General features: G+C 67.3%; 18 protein-coding genes, 1 tRNA gene, 1 other RNA gene, 3 pseudogenes and 1 CRISPR repeat array. Of the genes and pseudogenes, 16 read left to right on the forward strand and 7 right to left on the reverse strand.

From position 1 onward, the window contains the following. Positions 1–10: 10 nt before the first annotated feature. The gene (locus tag FOF52_RS17490; protein ID WP_248591002.1) at positions 11–2,101 is read right to left on the reverse strand and encodes a DNA polymerase III subunit gamma and tau; all 2,091 of its coding nucleotides are present in this window, start codon (positions 2,099–2,101) and stop codon (positions 11–13) included. Positions 2,102–2,232: 131 nt separating this feature from the next. After that, positions 2,233–2,328: signal recognition particle sRNA small type (gene ffs, locus FOF52_RS17495), an RNA gene on the reverse strand. Positions 2,329–2,454: 126 nt separating this feature from the next. Between ffs and FOF52_RS17500 the strand changes: the two genes are divergently transcribed. Beyond that, positions 2,455–2,539 (forward strand) — tRNA-Ser (locus FOF52_RS17500). 104 nt (positions 2,540–2,643) lie between these two features. Further along, a pseudogene (locus tag FOF52_RS17505) lies at positions 2,644–2,931 on the forward strand (zinc ribbon domain-containing protein); the annotation flags it as partial. A 29-nt stretch (positions 2,932–2,960) separates the two neighbouring features. Continuing rightward, positions 2,961–3,597: direct repeats of the CRISPR family, unit length 29 nt; unit sequence GTGCGGGCCTTACGCGCGCGGGACGACCG. Between the two features lie 387 nt (positions 3,598–3,984). Here the strand turns inward: FOF52_RS17505 and FOF52_RS17510 are convergent. Next, positions 3,985–4,362, reverse strand: coding sequence for a hypothetical protein (locus tag FOF52_RS17510; RefSeq protein ID WP_248591003.1), 378 nt, complete (start codon positions 4,360–4,362; stop codon positions 3,985–3,987). Positions 4,363–4,379: 17 nt separating this feature from the next. Continuing rightward, positions 4,380–5,939 (reverse strand): NsdA family TPR-like regulatory protein, encoded by a 1,560-nt coding sequence (locus tag FOF52_RS17515; RefSeq protein ID WP_248591004.1) that lies wholly within the window; start codon positions 5,937–5,939, stop codon positions 4,380–4,382. Between the two features lie 395 nt (positions 5,940–6,334). Here FOF52_RS17515 and FOF52_RS17520 point away from each other — a divergent pair, with 395 nt between their 5' ends. From FOF52_RS17520 to FOF52_RS17550, 8 genes and pseudogenes are all read left to right on the forward strand, one after another. Next, positions 6,335–6,505: an FxLD family lanthipeptide gene (locus FOF52_RS17520; protein WP_248591005.1), complete on the forward strand. Its 171-nt coding sequence runs from the start codon at positions 6,335–6,337 to the stop codon at positions 6,503–6,505. 81 nt (positions 6,506–6,586) lie between these two features. Then, positions 6,587–8,586 (forward strand): annotated as a pseudogene (locus FOF52_RS17525) (lantibiotic dehydratase family protein); the annotation flags it as partial. Between the two features lie 216 nt (positions 8,587–8,802). Next, positions 8,803–9,633 (forward strand): thiopeptide-type bacteriocin biosynthesis protein, encoded by an 831-nt coding sequence (locus FOF52_RS17530; protein WP_282574080.1) that lies wholly within the window; start codon positions 8,803–8,805, stop codon positions 9,631–9,633. Further along, positions 9,630–10,253: pseudogene (locus FOF52_RS17535) on the forward strand (lanthionine synthetase LanC family protein); the annotation flags it as partial. The gene FOF52_RS17530 and the pseudogene FOF52_RS17535, both read left to right, overlap by 4 nt. Then, positions 10,172–10,858: a lanthionine synthetase LanC family protein gene (locus FOF52_RS22210; protein ID WP_425265557.1), complete on the forward strand. Its 687-nt coding sequence runs from the start codon at positions 10,172–10,174 to the stop codon at positions 10,856–10,858. The pseudogene FOF52_RS17535 and the gene FOF52_RS22210, both read left to right, overlap by 82 nt. Beyond that, a complete protein-coding gene (gene fxlM, locus FOF52_RS17540) occupies positions 10,855–12,066 on the forward strand; it encodes a methyltransferase, FxLD system (protein ID WP_248591007.1) in 1,212 nt (403 codons plus the stop codon). The genes FOF52_RS22210 and fxlM (FOF52_RS17540) overlap by 4 nt, the downstream gene beginning before the upstream one ends. 134 nt (positions 12,067–12,200) lie before the next feature. Further along, a complete protein-coding gene (gene fxlM / locus FOF52_RS17545) occupies positions 12,201–13,442 on the forward strand; it encodes a methyltransferase, FxLD system (protein WP_248591008.1) in 1,242 nt (413 codons plus the stop codon). Further along, positions 13,439–14,098: a hypothetical protein gene (locus FOF52_RS17550; protein WP_248591009.1), complete on the forward strand. Its 660-nt coding sequence runs from the start codon at positions 13,439–13,441 to the stop codon at positions 14,096–14,098. The genes fxlM (FOF52_RS17545) and FOF52_RS17550 overlap by 4 nt, the downstream gene beginning before the upstream one ends. Before the next feature lie 88 nt (positions 14,099–14,186). Here FOF52_RS17550 and FOF52_RS17555 read toward each other — a convergent pair whose 3' ends face one another. Both FOF52_RS17555 and FOF52_RS17560 read right to left on the reverse strand, forming a co-directional pair. Beyond that, complete coding sequence (locus FOF52_RS17555; RefSeq protein ID WP_248591010.1) at positions 14,187–15,038, reverse strand: aminoglycoside phosphotransferase family protein; 852 nt, start codon at positions 15,036–15,038, stop codon at positions 14,187–14,189. Positions 15,039–15,103: 65 nt separating this feature from the next. Further along, positions 15,104–16,474, reverse strand: a complete 1,371-nt coding sequence (locus tag FOF52_RS17560; protein WP_248591011.1) for a helix-turn-helix domain-containing protein — start codon at positions 16,472–16,474, stop codon at positions 15,104–15,106. A gap of 124 nt (positions 16,475–16,598) precedes the next feature. Between FOF52_RS17560 and FOF52_RS17565 the strand changes: the two genes are divergently transcribed. Continuing rightward, complete coding sequence (locus FOF52_RS17565) at positions 16,599–16,745, forward strand: hypothetical protein (RefSeq protein WP_248591012.1); 147 nt, start codon at positions 16,599–16,601, stop codon at positions 16,743–16,745. Here the strand turns inward: FOF52_RS17565 and FOF52_RS17570 are convergent. Further along, positions 16,739–17,248 carry an NsdA family TPR-like regulatory protein gene (locus FOF52_RS17570; RefSeq protein WP_482258133.1) on the reverse strand — a complete coding sequence of 170 codons (510 nt, stop codon included), beginning with the start codon at positions 17,246–17,248 and terminating at the stop codon, positions 16,739–16,741. The two genes, FOF52_RS17565 and FOF52_RS17570, sit on opposite strands and share 7 nt — an antisense overlap. Positions 17,249–17,776: 528 nt before the next feature. Here FOF52_RS17570 and FOF52_RS17575 point away from each other — a divergent pair. The 5 genes from FOF52_RS17575 (at position 17,777) to FOF52_RS17595 (ending at position 21,581) form a co-directional block, all read left to right on the forward strand. Then, positions 17,777–18,343 carry a DNA glycosylase family protein gene (locus FOF52_RS17575; protein ID WP_248591014.1) on the forward strand — a complete coding sequence of 189 codons (567 nt, stop codon included), beginning with the start codon at positions 17,777–17,779 and terminating at the stop codon, positions 18,341–18,343. Then, entirely contained in the window at positions 18,318–19,781 is a 1,464-nt protein-coding gene (locus FOF52_RS17580) for a B12-binding domain-containing radical SAM protein (RefSeq protein ID WP_248591015.1), read from the forward strand. The genes FOF52_RS17575 and FOF52_RS17580 overlap by 26 nt, the downstream gene beginning before the upstream one ends. Beyond that, positions 19,778–20,392, forward strand: a complete 615-nt coding sequence (tmk, locus tag FOF52_RS17585) for a dTMP kinase (protein ID WP_083947944.1) — start codon at positions 19,778–19,780, stop codon at positions 20,390–20,392. The genes FOF52_RS17580 and tmk overlap by 4 nt, the downstream gene beginning before the upstream one ends. A gap of 25 nt (positions 20,393–20,417) precedes the next feature. Beyond that, entirely contained in the window at positions 20,418–20,915 is a 498-nt protein-coding gene (locus tag FOF52_RS17590) for an NUDIX hydrolase (protein ID WP_068754125.1), read from the forward strand. Positions 20,916–21,131: 216 nt separating this feature from the next. Continuing rightward, complete coding sequence (locus FOF52_RS17595) at positions 21,132–21,581, forward strand: NUDIX domain-containing protein (RefSeq protein WP_248591016.1); 450 nt, start codon at positions 21,132–21,134, stop codon at positions 21,579–21,581. Positions 21,582–21,901 lie beyond the last annotated feature (320 nt).

Here is a 21,901-nt window from a genome sequence, read left to right on the forward strand (position 1 = left end):
GCGGGGCGGACTACTTGGTGTGGTCGATCTCCTCGATGAGGTGGCCGCCCAGTTCGCTCTCGATGAGCAGGGAACCGGTGAAGGCGCTCTCGTCCAGGTCGTTCTCCGCCGCGTCCTCGGGGGCGAGCGAGGAATCGCCGGCCGGTCCGGAGTCGGCCGCCTCGGCCGGTCCCGGCTGGGGCCGGGGGGCCGGCTCGGGAGGCGCGGGCGGCTCCGGGGCGGGCTGGACGCCCGCCGGTTCGGGGCGGGAGAAGGCCACCGGGACGTCGTCCCACCCGGTCTCCGCCGCCCCCCGGGACGCGGATCCCGGCGAGGGCGCGGAAGGCGGCGCTGGAGGGGCGTCCCGGTCCGGCTGGGGTGCGGGCGGTGCGGCGGGTTCCCGGACCGGCTGCGGCGGACGGGGCGCGGCGGCCTGCGGGGCGCGCGGCGCCGCACTGCCCGGGTTCCCCGTGGACGCCTCCACGGAGACCTCCAGACCGCACACCCGCTGCACCGCCTCGGCGATGTCCCGGGCCCGCCCGCCCGTGACGAAGCTGCGCATCAGGCCGTCGGTCTCGAAGAAGAGGGTGAGGGTGCGCCCGTTCAGCACGGTGGTGCGCACCCCGTCGCGGACGATGGCGTGCGCGGCCCGCTTCCGGTTGCTCGCCAGGTATTCCAGGATGTGCGGCCACCGGTCGTCGAACGACCCGCCCCCGGCCGGGACCTGGGGACGCTGCTGCGCGGCGGGCGCGGGCGTGCCCGGCTGTGCGGGGGAGCCCCAGTCGTCGGCCGGGGCCGGACGCGGCTGGGGCCGGGACGGGGCCGCGGGCGGCTGCTGCGGCCGTGCCTCGGGCGGCGGCGCGACCGGACGGTCCGGTGCGGCCGGGGCGGGCGGCGGGGCCGCGGACGGCGCGCCTCCCGCCGGGGCGGGCGCGACCGCAGCGGCCGCGGGGGCCGCCGCGGCACCGCCGCGCTCCAAGCGCTCCAGCCGGGCCGCCAGCGCCAGTTCGTCACCGGGGTCGACGGCGGGCAGCAGGATGCGCGAGCACATCAGTTCCAGCAGCAGCCGGGGCGCGGTGGTGCCGCGCATCTCGGTCAGCCCCTTGTTGAGGATCTCGGCGGCGCGGGTCAGCTGTGCCGCACCGAGCCGGCCCGCCTGCTCGCGCATCTGCTCCACCGCGTCGGGCGGCACGTTGATCAGACCCTTGTCCAACGCGTCGGGCACCGCGTTGAGCACCACCAGGTCGCGGACGCGCTCCAACAGGTCGGCGGCGAACCGGCGGGGGTCGTGGCCGCCCTCGACCACCCGGTCGATCAGGCCGAACACGGCGGCCCCGTCGCGCGCGCCGAGCGCGTCGACCATCTCCCCGAGGAGGCTGGAGTCGGTGTAGCCGAGCAGCTGCACCGCGCCCTCGCGGGTGATGCCGCGCTCGTCGGAGCCCGCGAGCAGCTGGTCGAGGATGGACAGCGAGTCACGCGCGGAGCCGCCGCCGGCGCGCACCACCAGCGGCAGCGCCGCCGGGTCGTAGGGCACGCCCTCCTCGGTGAGGATCTCCTCCATGAGTTCGCGCAGCGTGCTCGGCGGGATCAGCCGGAACGGGTAGTGGTGGGTGCGCGACCGGATCGTGCCGATGACCTTCTCGGGCTCGGTCGTGGCGAAGACGAACTTCAGGTGCGGCGGCGGCTCCTCGACGAGTTTCAGCAGCGCGTTGAAACCCTCGCGGGTCACCATGTGCGCCTCGTCGATGATGTAGACCTTGTACCGCGAGTTCACCGGCGCGAAGAACGCGCGTTCTCGCAGGTCACGCGCGTCGTCGACACCACCGTGGGAGGCGGCGTCGATCTCGATGACGTCGATGCTGCCGCCGCCGTCGGGGGCCAGCGCCACGCACGACTCGCACTCCCCGCACGGGTCGGGGGTGGGGCCCTGCACGCAGTTGAGCGAGCGGGCCAGGATGCGCGCGCTGGACGTCTTGCCGCAGCCGCGCGGACCGCTGAACAGGTAGGCGTGGTTGACCCGCCCGTTGCGCAGCGCCTGGCGCAGCGGCTCGGTGACGTGTTCCTGGCCGCGCACCTCGGCGAAGGTCGCGGGACGGTACTTGCGGTACAGGGCGATGCTCACGGCGCGCTCACTGCTCCCTCCGCGGACCGGCGCTGTGGGGTCACAGGCTCCTCGGTGGCGTCCACGCCATCCATTCAACCCCGTTCCGATGACAGTCAGGGGCTGCTCCGCGCGATCGGCGGCCCCAAACGCGAAAGGACCCCCCGCGCACCCGCCAGAGCCTACTTATCCTTGCTGCCTTCCGGCCCTGGGGAGGTTCGTAGGATGACGCCGCACGAGGGGTCTGTCCGAGAGTCTATAGGCCCCCGACGGGTTTCGCGAACCCGGACGTTCCGCAGCTCGGACCGGTACTTCCCCGGCCGGGACGGGGAACCGGTTCGGAGCACTGTCCGATTCCATGTAGAGTGTTCTGCGGAGGATTCGCCTAGTGGCCTAGGGCGCACGCTTGGAAAGCGTGTTGGGGGCAACCCCTCAAGGGTTCGAATCCCTTATCCTCCGCACCGCCTGACCAGGCAGCACGAGGCCCCGGAGCGCCCAGCGCCCCGGGGCCTCGTCGTGCTTCCGTCTCAGTTTCAGCATGCGGACGGCGAAACCCAAGCCAAACGCTCGCCGATCGGGAGTTCGTGTGTGCCGAGTGCGGATTACAGCTCGACCGTGATCTCAACGCGGCACGCAACATCGCTGCCCATGCGGAAATTGTGCCGCCTGGCACGGGCGCCCCTGGTAGAGGGGAGCCCTTAAACGCCCGTGGAGACCGTGTCAGTCCTGTCCTCCTCAAGGGAGAGCGGGCAACAGTCATCGAAGCGGGAAGACGCTGGCCTCTGCGGGCCAGCGCCACCTCGGCGGAGCAATCCGCCGACGTCCCTCTCGCGCGTATCTCAAAACGGTAAAGCTTCTGCTTAGATGCAGGTCAGTAACTGTGCGGGCCTTACGCGCGCGGGACGACCGTACACCGCGACCCGGCGCGGGTCCGTGGCCCGCGTGCGGGCCTTACGCGCGCGGGACGACCGGTCTTGGCGGACGCGCTGCGGGCCGGGGTCGTGTGCGGGCCTTACGCGCGCGGGACGACCGCCGCCAGGACAGCCCCCACGCCCCGCCACCCCGTGCGGGCCTTACGCGCGCGGGACGACCGGAGGCCCCTCATGACCAGTCCGTTCTGGCTGAGTGCGGGCCTTACGCGCGCGGGACGACCGCACCCCGCCCCGTGGGGGGGTGCGCATCAGTGCGGGCCTTACGCGCGCGGGACGACCGTCCCGGGGGCTCATCGCGCCCGAGGAGGCAGCGTGCGGGCCTTACGCGCGCGGGACGACCGGCTGAGGCCGACCGCGCCACCCGGCAGGCGGAGTGCGGGCCTTACGCGCGCGGGACGACCGCCGTGTGGCCAGGGGGCGCCGCCTGCGGTGGCGTGCGGGCCTTACGCGCGCGGGACGACCGCCCACGACGAGGAAGAGGTGTACGCCTGATGGGTGCGGGCCTTACGCGCGCGGGACGACCGACGGTGACCATGTAGCGGACCGGCCGCCCGTCGTGCGGGCCTTACGCGCGCGGGACGACCGGGGCGAGTTCCAGGGTCCACGGTGCTGCGGTGGTCTCGACACGGGTGGCGGCAGCGTAGCCCTGCCGGGCGTGGTCCAACAACCGTTCGGCGATTCGCGGCCCCAGCACCACACCGGAGTCGAAACTGTACACAAAGGTGAGTGACGGTAACGGGACAACGGCGGCCTTCTCTGAGGTGATGAAGAACCGTTCGAAAAGATCGGCGTCGATGAGGCCGATGTGCAGCGTCTGCATGCCCAGCGACCGGTTGTGGGGATCTCGCAGCTCCAGCAGCCGGTGTAGGTGGTCGGCCAGGGCCGGGGGCAGAGTGGTCCGCTGATGGGTGAGACGCCGGTCTCGGGAAGGCCCTCAGGGGGCTGTCACGCCCCCTGAGGGCTTCGCACCCGTCACACGGCCTTGTCGGCCCTGACGTGTATTTCGATCTGTTCGAAGATGTCGGCGTCGGTTTCCTGCTGCCAGGCCGGCAGGTCGTCCCAGTCGGCGACATAGGAGGGCTTGGGGTCGGGAAAGTGCTTGTAGATCTGGCCGATCCAGCACAGGGCGACGAACCGGCCCTTCTGGGATCGGGTGAGTTTGGCGGTGGCGCCGTTGGTCGTCTCGACGAAGGCGGCGACCTGGTCGTAGACGGCGGCCGCGGCGGCCCGTTCCCAGTCGGGAGTGTCTTCCCAGGGAGCGATGTAACCCGGTTTGGGGTCGCCGGGATAGTGGTTCTTTACCCCGGCGATCCACGCGTCGCGAAACAGCCGGCCTCGCTCGTCGTGCACTTCAACTCCTCTGTCGATTATCCGGAAACTGCAGGTCTGGTGAGGGCGGTGATGTCGTCGTTGAGCCGACGGATGCGTCTGTCGCGGAGCAGCGGTAGCAGATACTGCTGGAGCCCTCGCAGTTTGCGGTTGATCACACCCGATCCGGTCTGGCGAGCCGCCTCCACCGCCTCGGCGGTGAAGGCCACCACCTGCTCTGGGTCTCGACGCTGGACGCCGAGAAGCGCGAGGTCGGTGAGCACGCCTGCACGGCGTCGCACAGTAAGGGGTCCGGTCAGGGCCTTGGTGAGCGCTGTCTCGGCGAGGTCGGACCGTCCCAGTGCGACATAGCAGGTGCCGCGCTCCTCAGCCAGGCGCGAGCCGTCGAAGCGCAGCCAGCCACCGTTGTGGACCTGGCCGGGCAGGTCCAGGACCTGCTCTGCGGTGTCCAAAGCCCGCTGGCAGGCGTCTTGGTCTCCGAGACCGGCGAAGGTCTCAGCCTGCACGGCAGCGACCCAGTATCGGGTGGACAGTGTCGAGTCCCCGCGGTGTGCAAGGGCCGTGGCGAGTTCCAGCAAAGGGACCGCTTGGGGGAACTGCCGTTCATAGACCGCAACGAACGCGTGCCGCGTCAGTGCGCACGCCCAGAGGTCGAACGCTCCGGCCTCCTTGGCCGCAGAAGCGGAGAGGGAGTAGCAGTGGGCGGCGTCGGTGTAGTGGTTGCCGTCGAAGAAGATCTCTCCAGCCAACTGGAACAGGTCCGCGGTCAGAAGACAGAGCCGCTGGCGGGCGGCCTCGCCGTGGGGCTGTTTGAGCTTGTCGGTCAGCACGTCGAGTTGGGTGCGCACCAGGGGCAGCACCTGGCTTTTGGACGGGGTCAACCCGAAGACGCGCCATAGGTTGCTGTTCAACTGCGTGTACTCGTCCAGCGCGGTGGCATCCAGGTGCCCCGACCGTCCTGGAATAGAACTGATCGCTTGGTCGATGCCCGGTACGAACCCGGCAGATGGCAGGGCCAGCAGTGTGCCAGTGACACTGAACAGGCGCAGCAGTTCACGGCGGTTCATGTCGTCATTCTCCGGAGCACCCGTCTGGCCGGGCCACACCGGGAGCAGACTGCGGTCGTTTTGCGGATCCGGGCTGGCCTTCCTGGAGAGAGGGCGCTGGGGGAGTGGTTGTCCCACGGGACCGTTCGAGTGAAACCCCTCGACGGCGGGAGTGGTACAGGTTCTCGCTGAGATGTCCTCAGTATCCGACGTGTCGAGCGGTGCGCCTGCACCCGATGGTCCCGCCCTCATAGTGGAAGCTGGAGGGAGGATACCGAGGCCTTCCAGAGCCCTGCGCTTCTTGGCCGCATCGCGCAGGGAGCGCTTCCCCGATTCCATCTGCGAGACCATGCCCTGGGACAGGCCGGTCATGTTTCCGATGGCCTCTTGCGTCAACTCCGTATGGGTGCGCAGCAGCCGCACGATCCGCGTCACATCCGAGCGCGCCACCGCCTCGCGGACGTCAGCGCGCTGCCAGAAAGCGACGGGAATGCACTCGCATCTCCCCTCGGCACGGTCGTGCCCGCAGTGGCCGCAGATCACGGAGGCCATGATCTCCTACAGGATCCGGGGAGTCCATAACAGATTATTACGGCCTGCAGCCTGGCCTGGAGTCTCCCAGCCCCGCAGACCAGCGCAGCCAGACTGTGCGAGCACACAACAGGTTCTGCTTCAGTAGGCGGGGACCGAGACGGGGTTCACATGTCCGTTGAGTGTGGCCTGGCTGGCGTAAAAGCTGGAGAAGCTCTCTAGGTCGACAAGGGGATCTACTAGGGGGTTTCTTTCGAAGATCGAGGCGATAGGAATATTGCAATTTATTGCATTTATTGCTGGAGTTGTATTTGTCTAATGCGGTGCCCGGGGGGACAGTGTAGAGCGCTGGCGGGATGCTCGCTCGACTCAGAAGCAAGTGTCTTCAACAAACTGGTCAGAATAAGGAGAACGAAATGAGTAATACGGTTGCTGCTGAACCGTCTGTCTCCGAAGACCCCTTCGCGCTCGATGTGCAGATTGTCACCGACATTCCCCCGGGAGATCCCCTGTTCGCCTGCGGGGAAGGAACCAACGACGGCTGCCAACCGACCTGCGCCTCGGCTTGCGTCACCGGTGGAGTCTGATGCCTGCTGATCTGGGTGCTGCCCGGGGCGAGGGGGCCGAGCTCCAGGCAGCCTCTTCCTCTCATTGCTTGGAGAGACGAAATGGGTGCCACCACCAAGTTGGCAAGGCTGTACCGACACACCGGTGCGGCGCTGTTGCGGGCCGCCGCCGTCCCCTTGTCCACCTCTTCCCTCAGTTGGCCGGATCTCACCGACCCCACAGCAAGCCGAGCTTGGCTGGCACGGGTGTGGGATGATCCGCGTCTCGCGGAAGCCGTGGGACAAGCCAGCCCTTCACTGGAAAAGACTGTTGCAGTCCTTCGAACTGGGAACCCCGTTCGAGACAAGCAGGTCCGTAGCGCCTCCCTGTCCACCGTCCGCTACTTACTTCGTAGCATCGGTCGTCCGACACCCTTTGGACTGTTCGCAGGAGTTGCTCCAGTCAAACTGGGCCCAACCGCAAAGGTGGCCTGGGGGCACAACCACCGGGCCGCTGCTCGTGTCAACACCGAATGGCTGATCGACATCATCGAACAGGCCGAAAGCTGCCCCGAATTACTGGACCGACTCTTCGTTGTGCTCTCAGACCTCGCTCACCGCCGTGGCCGGCGACTCGAAGTGCCGCGAGGACCGAACCGGGTGACCTTGAACTACACCCGTGTCGTTGCCGTACTCTGCGACAGAGCCACCACCCCGATCCGTTTCGCTGCTCTCGTCGACATGCTTGCCGAAGAATTCGCCGTTGATCGGGACAGAGTTCGAAGCACGCTCACAGAACTGGTAAAAAACGGCTGCTTGATCACCAACTTGCGCGCCCCGTTTACAGTTACCGACCCGCTAGCCCACGTTGTGGACCAACTCCGCGAGGCTGGCGCCGACACCGTGGCACACACAGCCCCCTTACTCCGCGCCCTTGAGGAAATCCAAAACGAACTGCAACACCACAATCATCCAGCCACCACCCCGCAAGATCAGAAACACTCCCGAGCACTGGTCACCAGCGCGATGAGAGAACTGTCCCGGGCTGGACGCATGCCGCTGGCACTGGACCTGCTGCTGGATTGCCAGGTCCGACTTCCCCGTCAAGTAGCGCATGAGATGGAGCGAGCAGCAAGCGCACTGCTGCGGCTGACCCGTCAACCCACCGGAGAAAAGCCTGGCACGACTACCATGCGGCGTTCGTCGAGCGCTACGGCACAGGAACCCTCGTACCACTCACCGATGTCCTCAACCCCGACTCCGGACTCGGCTACCCGGCTGGATACCGCGGCAGCGTGTTCCCCCTACCAGGAGACGGATCCACGACACGAGATGAACGACTGCTGTCCATGGCTTGGCAGGCTGTGGCTACAGACAGCCGTGAGATCGTCCTTACCGACGCAGACATTGACGCTTTGAGCAACGGAGACTGCGACCCCCACCGCATTCCTCCACATGTCGAACTCTCCGCACGCATCCACGCAGCCGACACCGAAGCACTGAACCGCGGCGATTTCCTCATCACCGTGGCCCCCGCTCGGTCTGCGGGCACACTGACCTCTCGCTTCACCCCCATCGCCACCGGCAGCGGCCTGGCCGAGGTTTACCGGGCCCTGCCCTGCTCGATCAGGGGAGCACTCCGCGTCCAGATGAGCTTCGGGCCGCTGTACGCACACGCCGAAAACGTCTGCCGCGTCCCCGCCTACCTGGACCACTTGCTTCCGCTCGGACAGTATCCATCTTCCAGTGCCGAACAGACACTGATCACCGTGGACGACCTGGCGATCACCGCTACCAGTGACCGCCTGTACCTGGTCAGCCTTACCCACCGCAGGGTTGTGGAACCCCAGGTGTTCCACGCTCTCGCCTTGGACAAACAAGCCCCGTTGCTCGCCCGGTTTCTCGCCCACCTACCCCGCGCAGGTCTGGCCTCCTGGTATCAGTTCGACTGGGGACCGCACGCCACACTGCCGTTTCTGCCTCAGGTCCGCTACCGGCGCACCATACTGTCCCCGGCCCAGTGGCGCCTGACCAAAGCCGACCTGCCACCACGAGGAGGTGACTGGGAGACAGCACTCGATCAGTGGCGGCAACGCTGGAACTGCCCGAACGTGGTGGAGTTGCGTGAAGCCGACCGCACACTGCGCCTCACGCTCCAAGAGCCTGCCCACGTGGCTTTGCTGCATGCCCATCTCAGCCGACACGGCCAAGCCATCCTCTACCAGGCCACCCCCCTCAAGGAATACGGATGGATCAATGGCCACGCTCACGAAATCGCACTGCCGTTGGCCGCCGTATCTCCGGAGGCCCCCAACCCGCTGTGCGGCCCTCTGCCGACGGTGACCAACACGCATGGGCAACTTTCGGGGGCTGCGGAAGCCATTTGGCTGTCCACGAAGCTCTTCACCCATCCCGAGAGAATGACTGAGATCGTCACCGAGCAACTCCCCGCTCTCCTGGCCGAGCTCAACTCCCCCCCATGCTGGTGGCTGCGCTACCGAAGTTCGCGAGAAACCGACCACCTGCGCATTCGCATCCGCACCTCCCCGGACCGCTACGGCCGACAGGTGCGGAAAGTCGCCGAGTGGGCTCAACAGTTGCGGCGGACAGGAGTGGCCGGTGCCCTGTCCTTTGACACCTACTCTCCGGAGATCGGACGTTACGGGGCAGGCCCAGCGTTGAACGCGGCAGAAGAGGTCTTCGTCGCCGACGCCGAACTCGTGGCAGCCCTGCTGCGCCAGCAGGCCACAAGCCCTGTGGATCCCACCGCGTCAGTGGTGGCAAACATGGTGGCCATCGTCACCGGCTTCTACGGTGATCCCACAGCAGCGATGAACTGGTTGGCGCAACGCCCAACTCCTACCGCTCCTGCAATCGACCGCAGAGTGGCCGACGAGGCCATCCGAATCAGCACCGAGACCAGCGCCCGGTCTCTATGGGGTCGAAGCCACGAACTCGATGCGCTGTGGCAGAGACGCGCCGACGCTTTGAAGGCCTATCGCATGGCATTGCCAGCGGACGCGAATATCAACATCGTGGTGGAGTCGCTGCTGCACATGCACCACAACCGTGCCGTAGGCATTGGCCCGGAGCACGAGCGCACCTGCCGTCGCCTGGCACGACAGGCCTCCCTCTCCTGGCTGGCCAGGAAAGGAAACGGTGTCCGGTGACCAACGTCCTTCGGCACGTTCCCCAAAGCGGACTCGCCCCCGCTCAACGACAGTCCCTGGCTTTCGGTGCTCTTGGCACAGCCCTCCTCCACATCGTTCGTGCCTGCACCGGTGCAGAGGAGTGGGATACTGCCCATCAGTGGGTGACCACTGTGACTCGCGGCCCGGTAGCCGCCCATACCGAAGCCAATTTGTTCTACGGGGCGCCCGCAGTCGCGTTCGTGCTGCGTATCGCTGCCAAGCGCAGCCACACGACTGTCTTGGCTGCACTCGATGACCACATCACTGCGCTCACCCGGGCCCGACTGGACCAGGCCTACGCTCGGATCAGCCGCGGAGAACTTCCCCGTCTGGGGGAATACGACTTGATCAGCGGTTTGACCGGGATCGGTGTATACCTGTTTCAGGCCCAGAATGCCGATCTACTGCGGGAAGTATTGGCCTACCTGGTCCGACTGACCGCAACGGTCACCATCGGAGACCGTCGCCTTCCCGGCTGGTGGACACTTCATGGCCCTTCCGACCGCCCGGATCCCCGATGGCCCGGCGGTCACGCCAACCTGGGCTTGGCTCACGGCATCAGCGGTCCGCTGGCACTGCTGGCCCAGACGATGCTCCACGGCATCACCGTGCCAGCCAGGCAGAAGCCATCGCTGACATCAACAGGGTATTGGATCGTTGGCTTCGTGACTTTCCCCATCGCCCCTGGTGGCCAGGGGCCGTCTCCGCTCGGGAATGGGAAAGCGAAACCCTTCACCAAACCGGCCCGCAACGACCGTCCTGGTGCTACGGAACTCCTGGTCTGGCCCGCGCTCGGCAGCTCGCTGCTCTCGCCCTGAACACCCCGGAACGGCAGCACACCGCTGAGACCGTTCTGGCTTCCTGCATCACCGATGAAGCCCAACTCGACCAGCTCCGCGACGACTCGCTGTGCCACGGCTGGGCCGGACTCGTCCACACCAGCCGACGTGCCGCGGAGGACTCCCTTCGCGGAAGTGTGCTCACCCTGGCGTTCTCCCGCCTTCACGAGCTCTGGAGCCGACGCTGGCCATACCTGCCAGACACGCCCGACCACAAAGGTCTGCTGGAAGGCACAGTGGGGGCCATGCTGGTCCACCACGGTGGTGAGCATCCTGTCTCCCCCTCCTCGCCCGCCTCCTGGTGGGACGCCTGCCTGTTGACCACCGCACCTGTCACGACCACGGACCCGGAAGGACCACGATGACCAACGCAGCCGGTACACGTCCCGAACAGCTGCGCGACCGTATGGTCGACCGCATCAGGACCGCAGGCCACCTCCGCTCTCCACGAGTCGAGCACGCCCTGCGAACCGTTCCCCGGCATCGGTTCGTCCCCGAAGCCTCCACAGAGGACGCCTACGCCGACAAGGCCATTACCATCAAACCCGGCACCGACCGGCCGGCCAGCTGTATCTCCGTGCCCACCGTCGTGGCCATGATGCTCGACCAACTCGACCCGCAGCCCGGCGAACGGATCCTGGAGATCGGCGCCGGCACCGGGTACAACGCCGCTCTGCTGGCCGAACTGGTCGGGCCGGAAGGCCGGGTCACCACTGTCGACATCCACTCTGACGTCGTCGACCACGCGCGGCGCACCCTGGCCGAGACCGGCTACTCCCGGGTCCGGGTGGTCAACGCGGACGGCGTGCTCGGCTACCCGCAGGACGCCCCCTACGACAGGATCATCGTCACGGTCGGACCGTGGGACCTGCCCCGGGCCTGGTTCGACCAACTCCGCGACGGCGGGCGCCTTGTGGTGCCGCTGCACTGGCGGGGCCAGTCCCGCAGTATCGCCTTCACCCGCTACGCCGACAAGCTGCGTGCCACCGACAGTCGGCTCTGCGGATTCATCCCCATGGTCGGGAACAGCGACGGTGAACGCACCGCAGAGATCACTGACCATGTGGCCCTGTACTGGGACGCGGGCCAGGACATCAGCCCGACCGCCCTGCACAGCGTGTTCACCCGCTCGGAGAGCACCGTGTGGTCCGGTGTCACCGTGGCCGCCAATGAGCCCTTCGACCATGTCTGGTTGTGGCTGAGCGCCACCGAGCCAGGTACCTGCCGTCTCGCCGCAGAGCCCGCCGCCATCGACGCCGGCGTCTGCCACGCCGTGTTCCCCTACCGCACTCCCGCGATCGTGGAAGGCGACTCCCTGGCCTACCTGACCAGGCCCCGTCCCGTCGACCAGGACGACGAGCCCCGCTTCGAGCTGGGGGCCACTGGACACGGTCCCGCAGGAACCGACCTCGCCGAACGCCTCTGCGCGAGCATCCGCCTGTGGGACCGCGATCGCGACGCCCAGCCCGTCATCACCGTCTGGCCGACTGCTGTTGGGCACGCGGACCCGCAGCACCACGAAGGGGTGGTCATTGACAAGGAACACGTCCGACTGGTGCTCACACACCGCTAGCGCTAGCCGTCTTCACCGCTTATTGCAAGGGCTGGGAGTCGTCAGGACAGCGGAACCGGGTACTGCCGGTTCGTTGCTCTGGCGTAGTGGTCCTGGGCCACTCCGACCACGAGGTTTCTGTGACAAGCACTGTTGTGAACCGCGGCTCCGCCGAGGCCGCCCGCGCCGAGGAGCTGCGCTCCGTCCTGGTCGACCGTTTGTGCGGGGACGGCGTGGTCCGCAGCGCTGCGGTGGAGGCGGCCCTGCGCCGGGTGCCCCGGCATCTGTTCGTGCCGGGGACGTCTCTGGAGGAGGCCTATGCCGATGAGGCCGTCTACACCAAGCGCGACCCTGACACGGGGGCTTCCATCAGTGCCGCTTCCCAGCTGAGGATCGTGGCGATGATGCTGGAGCAGCTCCAGGCCGCGCCGGGCATGCGCGTGCTGGAGTTGGGCGCGGGCACCGGCTACAACGCGGCCCTGCTCGCCGCCCTCGTCGGGCCGGAGGGCCGCGTCACCACGGTGGACGTGGACGACGACCTTGTCGCGGGGGCCCGGGACCACCTGGCCGCCGCGGGCGCGCCCAACGTCGAAGCGGTCCTCGGCGACGGCGCCCTCGGCCACCCCGACAGCGCCCCCTACGACCGGATCATCGCCACCGTCGGCGCCTACGAGGTGCCCACGGCCTGGCTGGAACAACTGGCTCCCGGCGGGCGCCTGGTGGTGCCGCTGCGTCTGAGTGGCGCCGTCTCCCGCAGTATCGTCTTCGAGCGCGCCGAGCGTGGCTGGACCAGCCGCGGCAGCGAACTGGCGGTGTTCATGCCGCTGCGCGGGATCGGTGACGACGCGCGCCGCGTCATCGACCTCACCGGGGACGGGCAGGTGACCCTGCAGACCCACGGGGACAACACCGACGCCGATGCCGATGGGCTGGCCGGTGTGCTGGGCGCCGGCCGCTGCGAGGCGTGGAGTGGGGTGTGCTTCGTGCCGCGGGAGTCGTTCGAGTGGCTGTACCTGTGGCTGTCCTGCCGCCTGGCCAACCCGCTGATGCGGATGAACGTCGAACCCGCCGCCCGGGACAGCGGACTGGTCGCGCCGATGTTTCCCACCACGGCCATGGCCACCACCCGCGGCGGCGACCTCGCCTACCTCACCATCCGAGCAGCCGAGCCCGGTCCCGACAGTGCCAGACGGTACGAGGTCGGCGTCATCGGCCACGGTCCCGGCGCCGAGGAACTGGCGTACCAAGTGGTCGAGGAGGTGCGGGTCTGGGACCGCGACCACCGCAACCACCAGGCGCGCTTCGAACTCCCCGACACTGCGGTGGTCTCCGATCCGGAGGCGGGCCGCTACGTCCTGGACCGCCCCCGCCACCCCGTCACCGTCATCTGGGAATGATCACAGACACCGTTGCCCTGGCACGGCGCTTTCCCTTGGTCGCGCGGTCGCGTCCACCGTGTGCCCCGCTCGACGCCCGAGTCGGCGAGCTGTGCAGGCTCGCCGACTCGGCGGCACGCAGCACCGACCCGACAGCCGCCTCAGCCGTGTACAACCAGGCCGCCCTCCTGGCCTCGGACGCAGGACTGCTGGAGCTGGCGCGCACCTGGTGTCACCGGCATGCGATCCTTCTGTTCTGCGGGAAGCGGGTGGCGGACCGGGACGTCCACACCATGCTCGGCCTCTACCAGGCGCTTGAGTGCCCAGGCCGTACGGCGGTGTTTCACACACGACTGGGACTGACCGTGGTCGATGCTCTCGGAGGTACCGACCACCCCCGAGGGGGCCGCATCGCCACCGACCTCATCCGCCGCGCGATCGAGGAACGTGACGGCTACCGCGCCAGGGAGATCCTGACGCACCCGAGCGGGGCCGCCCAACCGGTGAGGGACGAACTCGCCGAAGTGACAGCCTCCTGTGGATTGGGAACCGGACGACTACCCGAGGCTCTGCACGCCCTTCTGACCGAGGCGGTGGCGACAAGCGAGGCCACGCTCACACGCACACTCCGCATGGGGATCGGGCAGGCCCGCGGCGGGCCCCGTAGCCGGAGGTGAACGATCATGTCGGCATGGCCGACGCGGGACAGTCCCGGGCTTGTGGGGGCCAAGCTGTCCAAGGGGTGTTGAGCCTGTTGGAGTCCTGTCAGTGGTAGGTGTCCCACCGGGTGCGGGTGTCGCCTGCGCGGAAGCTCGCGTAGCGGGGCTCCCACTGGGCGCGGATGCCGGGGTTGCCGGCCAGTTGTGGAAGCACGCTGGTGACCAGGACGAGTTCACGTAGACGGCGGAAGACCGGGAAGCCGACCCAGGCGGTGACGTCGTAGCCGTAGGCGTCGGCCAGCGGGGTGTGGTGGTCCTCGGGATAGTTCATGCGCAGCCGTCCCACCGCGACAGGGGTGAGGTCCCATTCCCGCGGCCCCCAAGAGACGCCGTCGAAATCGCACAGCACGGGACCGTCAGGACCAGGGATCAGGTTGCCCAGGAACGGGTCGCCGTGGATCAGACCCGCTTCCAGCACGTAGTCCAACGACCGGACCTCGGCTTCCACTGCGGCGCACTGTTCCAGCAGCCATTCCTGGTCGCGGGCACTGATGCCTTGGGCGTCGGCGATGCGTGCGCGGATACGGGGAAATGGAGCCCAGTCGGGTAGTGCGAAGTCGGGTTCGGGCAGGGCGTGGAACCGGCGGAGAATGCGTCCCAGGTCGGCCCCTGTGGGCGCGGGACCGGTGACGGGTACTTCCTCCCAGAACGTTGCCACGTGGCCTGCGGCCTCGACGGGTTGGTCGATGCCGGACAGCAGGCGCACAGCGGGCATGTCTTGGCCGGTCAGCCAGCGGGCCACCTGCACGACCGTGGTGATGCTGGCCCTAGCGGCGCGGGAACCGGCGATGCGCACCACCACCGGAGCCGTGGCCAGCCGCAGTGCGGCGTTGTTGGTGAACTTGATCAACTGGGCGCCGGTCGGATCGAGGCCGACACGGTCGCACAGGGCTGCCACGACCGTGGGGAGCTCGGCCAGCGTGAGACCGCCTGCGGAAGCCGTTGGTGCAGAAGGTGGTGTGCTCATCGTGTCCGCAGCGTAGCAATCCGTTCCACCAGGTCGGCGGCATCGATGGTGTGTACTGCCTGTGCTGCAGCAGCCAAAGGGGCAAGCCGGTCGATGACCCGGGCAGAGCACAGACGCTCAGCCAAGTCGACAGCGGCATAACCGGCCTCCACGCCTTCCGCGGTATCTCCGCCTGTGATGTGGGCAGTAGCCAAAGCCGCTAGTTCAAACGCGCGACTCCGACTCATTTCCGGTCCTCGTTGGGAGAGGCTACGGGTGAGACTCGTGGTCGCCTGGTTGTAGGCGCGGGGAACGAGCTCCACTAGAGAGGCGTTGACCACGCCGGTCATGGCGTCCAGGTCGGCAGTGCCGAAGAAACGGGCCCAGGACGGGACACGGGTGTGGTCGGTACGGGTGAATTCGTCCTGGGAACGTCCCAGCGCTTGGAGCGCGCGGCTTGGGTCTCCTGTCAGGGCATAGGCCCAGGCCTCGTTGGCGTGCAGGATCGCCACGGTTACCCCGCAACCGGAGTTCTGTCCGGCGATCTGTCCTAACTGGAAGAAGCGCAGGGCGTCGCTGATCAGTCCACGGTGGAGGTGGAGGCGTCCCATGCGGTAGAGGACGTTGGCGGAGAGAGAAGGCTCCTGGGCATGGTGAGCGTGTTCCAGGGCACGGGCGAAGTGCCACCGTGCGGTGGAGTGGCCGCCGATGTCGAACTCTGTCCATCCCGCCAGGTTGTGGAGATCGGCCAGAGCGAGGTGCAGTCGAGCTTTGACCCTATCGTTCTCCGAGGCCGCGGTAAGGAAACGGCGGGCGTGGGCGGTGTGAGCGTTGATCGCGTCGCGGCATGCTCCACCGCCGTACCGGTAGTCTGCGGCCCTCAAGGAGTGGGTCACTGCTTCGAGGTGTTCCACGTTGGCCATGGTGACTCGCTGTGGAACCTGAGCCGCTTCTATGGTGAACGGTGAAGTCCACCGGTCTGGTGTCTGGGGAACCACTCCCATGGTGACCTGGGCTGCATAGGCGATCAGGTCATGCACTTCCGTGGTTTCGCTGCATACCTCTGGTCCAGAGAAGTGGGTGACATATTCGAGGACTGGCTGAGGCGTCCCCAGTCCTTCCAAGGCTCGGCGTTTCTTGATGGGGGATCGCAGGGAGCGCTTGCCGGATTCCATCTGCGAGACCATGCCTTGGGACAGGCCGGTCATGTTCGCGATCGCCTCTTGGGTGAGGTCGGTGCGGGCGCGCAGCAGTCGCACGATCCGCGTCACATCCGAGCGCGCCACCGCCTCGCGGACGTCAGCGCGCTGCCAGAAAGCGACGGGAATGCACTCGCATCTCCCCTCGGCACGGTCGTGCCCGCAGTGGCCGCAGATCACGGAGGCCATGATCTCCTAAGGAAGCCAGGTACTCCATAACAGATTATTACGGCCTGCAGCCTGGGCTCGGGTCTCCCAGCCCTCGCAAACCAGCGCAGCCAGACTGTGCGAGCACACAACACGTTCTTCTTCAGTGGACGAGGACCGGAACGAGTTGGGGAGGCCGCATGCCTGCTGGGTTCGCGGAGCCGGAGAGAATCCTCGGATCGACGAGGAGATCCACCGCAGGATCACCGACCTGGCCGACCCGAGCCGTCCCCGCCACTGGCACCCCTACTGACCCCGCCGTATCGGCAACCTGCCGACGACCGGGACTGAGCGGTCCAGGAATTCTCGCACCGCCGGGTGGGCAGAGTGCGCGGTGAAGCGTCGGACGAGCGAGTCGAGATAGCCGCGGACACGGGCCGAAGCGGTCCGCTCGACCAGCGGAAGGACAGCTGTGCCGAGTGCGGCGGCCTCGTCGAGTTCGTTCTGAGCGAGTACCGCCGCCACACGCACCATGTGGGAGAAGGAGCGGCTGCGCGCGTAGTCGTCCCCCGTGCTCAGCCTCAGGCACTCCTCGGCATGGGTACGAGCTGCGGCAGCGCGACCGAGGTCGCGGTGGCAGTGGGCGAGTTCGTCGGTGAACTCGCAGGCGTCGAAGTATCCGATCCACTCAGGATCCTCCTCCGGCCTGCTGCGGACGAACTCCGTCTCGGCCGCGGCCATCGCCCGGGTGCAGGCCGCCGCGTCTCCGGCAGCGGCGGTCGCACGGGCCTCCATTATGAGGAACCGCGCCTTGATCGATCCGCGTTAGCCCCGCCACTGGCATCTCTACTGGTTTTAGTGGTTATTCCAATGTTTGAGACATTAGAGTCATCACACTTTATTGCAATCATTACCGGAGTTGTGCTTGTCCGATCCAGCGGTTCGAGGAACGCTGTAGAGCACCGACAGGAAAAACGTTCTACTCAGAAGCAAGGCGTCATCGCCCCTCATACGGGAGCACCGGTCGTGCGGCCCGGAGAGAGACCAGTTCTGTGACGTCCTGCTGAAAGCGCGGCACGATGTGCCAGAGTCTGAGACCAACTCGCCCTGAGCCGAGGAGAGGCCGTGCACCTGTTGACCGATCATCCGGGCTGGACCGACTCCGGAGTCCGCGTCGTCCGCACGAGCGACGGGCCGCGAATCGTCTCCGCTGCCACTCTGCCGCTCCAGCCCCGGGACAGAACGGCCGGACTCATGGTTGACGTCCACGATCCCGTAAACCTTGGCGAAGGCGTCCCTGAGCGGTTGCGGAAAGTGCTGTACGGGCGGGGACCGGTCGCTCGGTTGCGCAACCCCGACCTGTGGGATGCCCTGGCCACCGCGATCATCCGACAGGTCATCCGCGCCGGCCAGGCCCGTCTCATGTATCAGCGGTTCAGCGCAGCTTTCGGTGAGAGCGTCACCCGCGATGGAAACCGGCTACGCGCCTTTCCCGCCCCGGAGACGGTTCTGGCGGTGAGCGACGCCGAGTACGCGCGCCTGGGCATGGCGTTCAAACGGCGTCCGCTGCGCGCCGCCGCCGAGGCGTTCCTCGACCTCGGTGACAAATGGGCGAGTCTGCCCCCCACCGACCTGGTCACCGAAGTGCAGTCGGTACACCGGATCGGCCCGTGGACCGCCGGTGCCGCTGTCGCCGACCACACCGGCGACTTCTCCCGCTACCCCTGCGGCGACCTGGCGGTCCGTACTTATGCGGCTCAGGCTGCCCCTGGCCTGGCCTGGCCCGACAGCGAACCCGAGTTCGCCGCCCGCTGGAAGCGCTGCACCACCACTCCCCGCGAACTGTCGACCCTCACCGTGCTCACCCTGGCTCTGGGAGGACGCCGTGCACAGGAGTACGCCCCCGACTGACCCCATCCGCGGTCACAATCCCGACCACGCCCTAGACGCCCTGTTCGTTAACACCCCGCTGCGCGACTACGCCCAGCGTCCCCGCGTCAACGACTTCACCCTTCCCGTGCTGGGTGTCGGCTACATCGCCACCTACGCCGCCCACCGCGGGTTCAACGTGGGAGTGCTCGACGCCGAGGCGCTCGGCCTGTCGGTCGCCGACACTGTCGCCGCGGTCAACCGGGCACGGCCCCGCTGGGTCGGATTCAACCTGCTGGCCCCCACCTACGAGATCTCCGCGACCATCGCCTCGGGCCTCGATCCCGACATCAAGGTGATGGTGGGCGGCCACCAGGCCAAGGCCATGCCCACCCAGATCCTCACCGATGAACGCATGGCCCGCTGTGCGGCCCTGGTCATCGGCGAGGCCGAGACCCGTGTCGCTGAACTGCTGGACGACCACCACCGCCGCGCCGACCTGCCCGGCGTGATGTGGCTCGACCCCCTGCTGAAGACCCCGGTCACCGGAGGACGTCCCGGACATGGCCACCACCTCGCCCCGCCCGTCGACGGACTACCGTTCGTGGACCGCCGCTACCTCGTCCAAGACCCCTACTCTGACGCAGGGCGATGGGAGGCCGCCATAGTCGCAGCGCGTGGATGCCCCTACGACTGCTCGTTCTGCGGTGCCGCTGTCTCGGCCAATCCTGACGTCACCATCCGGGTGCGCAGCGCCGAGGGCATCGTCGCCGAGATGGAGCAGTTGCGCGACAACCTCGGCGTGACGGCGTTCCGCTTCGTCGACGACCTGTTCCTGGGCGCCCGGCGCGTCATCGACCAGATGACAGTCTGCTTCACCAAGGCGCGAATCGGTGACTGGGCGGTGTGGGACGCCACCGGCCGCATCAACGTACTGCACCGGCTCGACGAAGCAACCCTGGACCTGCTGGCAGCCAACGGGCTGCGTGAGGTCGCCTTGGGCATCGAGTCCGGCAGTGAACGGGTGCTGACCTACATCGATAAACGCATCACCCGCGACATGGTCCGCTCTGTGATCGTCCGCCTCCTTTCTCGCGGAATCAACGTCAAGGGCTACTTCATCCTAGGATTTCCCACCGAAACCCGCGAAGAGATGGCCGAGACTGTCGCCCTGGTCCACGAACTGTGGGACCTCGCCGACAGAGCTCCGGGCCGGTTCCGCTCCTCTGTGTTCGAGTTCCGGCCCTACCCTGGCACACCCGAATGGCGCCGACTGCTCGCCACTGGCCGCTACACCCCCACACAACTGCTCAACTACACGGCGGTGGACCTGACCGATCAGGGAGTGGACGTGGCCCTGCACCACCGCGACGAATTCAACTTCTCCACCGGCATCCAGTTCGGCGAGCCCACCGTCGAGGAAGTACGCGCTGCGCTGGTGGAACTGTCCCGCAGCGAGTACATGCGGAGGGCGGCGTGAGCGGTCTGTTCGTTGCCTTCGACGGTCCCGGAGGCGCTGGGAAATCCACCACCGTGAGACTCTTGCGCGAGCGACTTTCCGAGGAAGGGCTGCCGGTGGTCGCCACCACCGAACCGTCGCACTCCGCACTGGGCCGCTTCACCCGTGCCCACACCGGCGACTACCGCGGCCTGTCCTTGGCCTGCTTGGTCGCCGCCGACCGCTACCACCACCTCGACACCGAGATCCGCCCTGCTCTGGCAGCAGAACAGTTGGTGCTGTGTGACCGCTACCTTGCCTCGTCCCTGGTCCTGCAAGCCGGAATCGACGGCGTTCCCCCCGAATTCGTCCGCGCCCTCAACACCCACGTCGATCTTCCCGACCTGAACGTCATCATGACGGCCCCACCCGATGTGCTCCGCGAGCGGCTGACCACACGCGGCTCCCACGGCCGTTTCGAGGACGATCCCGCCAACACCGACCGGGAGTTCGTCCTCTACCAGGAAGTGCTTGCCATGCTGGAGGGTATCGGCGTTCCCACACTGGTGATCGACACCGGTTCTGATGTGGGAACAACGGTTTCCCGTCTCGCCGCAACCATCCAGGCGCTATGGTCGCACCGACATCTCTAGTAAGCCATCCCAGGTGAGGCCAGCCATGCCGGAGCGCTACCGCAGCATTGTCGACGTCCACGTCATCCTGCACCGGGACGGGGAGATCCTGCTGCTGGAGCGGCAGAACACCGGATACTGCGACGGCATGCTGCACCTGCCCTCCGGCCACCTGGAGGAGGGCGAACCGCTCCACCACGGCGCGGCCCGCGAGGCCCGAGAAGAAGTCGGGGTCGCCGTCGACCCCGACGACCTCGCCCTGGCCGCGGTCCTCCACCACCGCCAACGCCCCGACCTGGCCCGCATCGGCGTGTTCTTCACCGCCCGGAACTGGGAGGGGGAGCCCTACAACGCCGAACCCCACAAGTGCGGCAAACTCGTGTGGGCCGATCCCCACCTGCTGCCCCACAACACCATCGACTACCCCGCCCAGGGCATCCGCGCCTGGCTCGCCGGCACCGGGTACGCGCCCCACAACTGGCCGTCTTCCGTCGGCGGTCGACTCATTGATCTGGAGGAGAGGAAGAAGAGGCCCGTTTCCTGACAGCACCGGAGCACCTGTGATGGTCAGGGCCCGTATCTGCTGGTCGAGGGCGATATTGGTTGGGAGCTCCTGTGCCGGGTGTGACCGAAGCTGTCATGAAGAGGCGGAGTCCCGGCTTGTCCCTGTCTGTTATTACGTCCGCTATTGAGCTGGTCTATCACTCCTGCGGCTGCTGCGAAGCAGCTTGCTACTACCGAACCGGCAAGGATGATCCGTATGGTTGACCACTCGTTTCTCGCTCGACTCACTGCCGAGGCCGAGACCGACGGCGTACAACAACTCGTCGTCGGTGCAGTCGTCCAGCACGATGGCAGGGTGCTGCTTCTCCAACGTCCTGAAGACGACTTCATGCCCGGCATCTTCGAACTCCCCAGCGGCAAGGTTGAGGCGGGCGAACAGCTTGACGCCGCGCTGGCCCGCGAGGTCAGAGAAGAAACCGGCCTGGACCTCGTCGCCGTCCGGCAGTATCTCGGCAGCTTCGACTACACCAGTGGCAGCGGTAAGAAAAGCCGACAGTTCAACTTCGCGGTGGACGTGCGCGAACCGGGGCCGGTCGTTCTCCAGGAGCACGACGCCTACACCTGGGCAGCCCTCACCGAGGACCCGCCCGTCACCGATGCCGTGAAGGACGTGCTGAGCAGGTACCGGGAGGTTGTCGGCGGCTGAGTCTCTGCCCCTCGGCATCTGCGGGTGCTGCTCTGTTCAGCAGCAGAACGGGATGAGGCGGCTCTGGGCTGTCGCATCCGGTTAGGGAGAATCCCTCGTCTTTGCGGCCGACTGCCCGCCCTGCCGCTGGCCAGTGCCCCTCGCTGTCCGGAACCCACCCGAGTTAGCCCGGTGAGCCCGCCCTCGCCCGCCTGGTCCTCGCGCCCTCCGGGGTGTCTCTCCCGGCCGAAGGCTCCGGGACTGGGGGAGGAAACCCCGACGCAGCCGCCCCTGACCGAGGCCACCTCTGGGGCAGCCCGTCCCGCAGGGCGCTGTGCTTC

Source organism: Thermobifida alba, assembly GCF_023208015.1.
Taxonomy (GTDB): domain Bacteria; phylum Actinomycetota; class Actinomycetes; order Streptosporangiales; family Streptosporangiaceae; genus Thermobifida; species Thermobifida alba.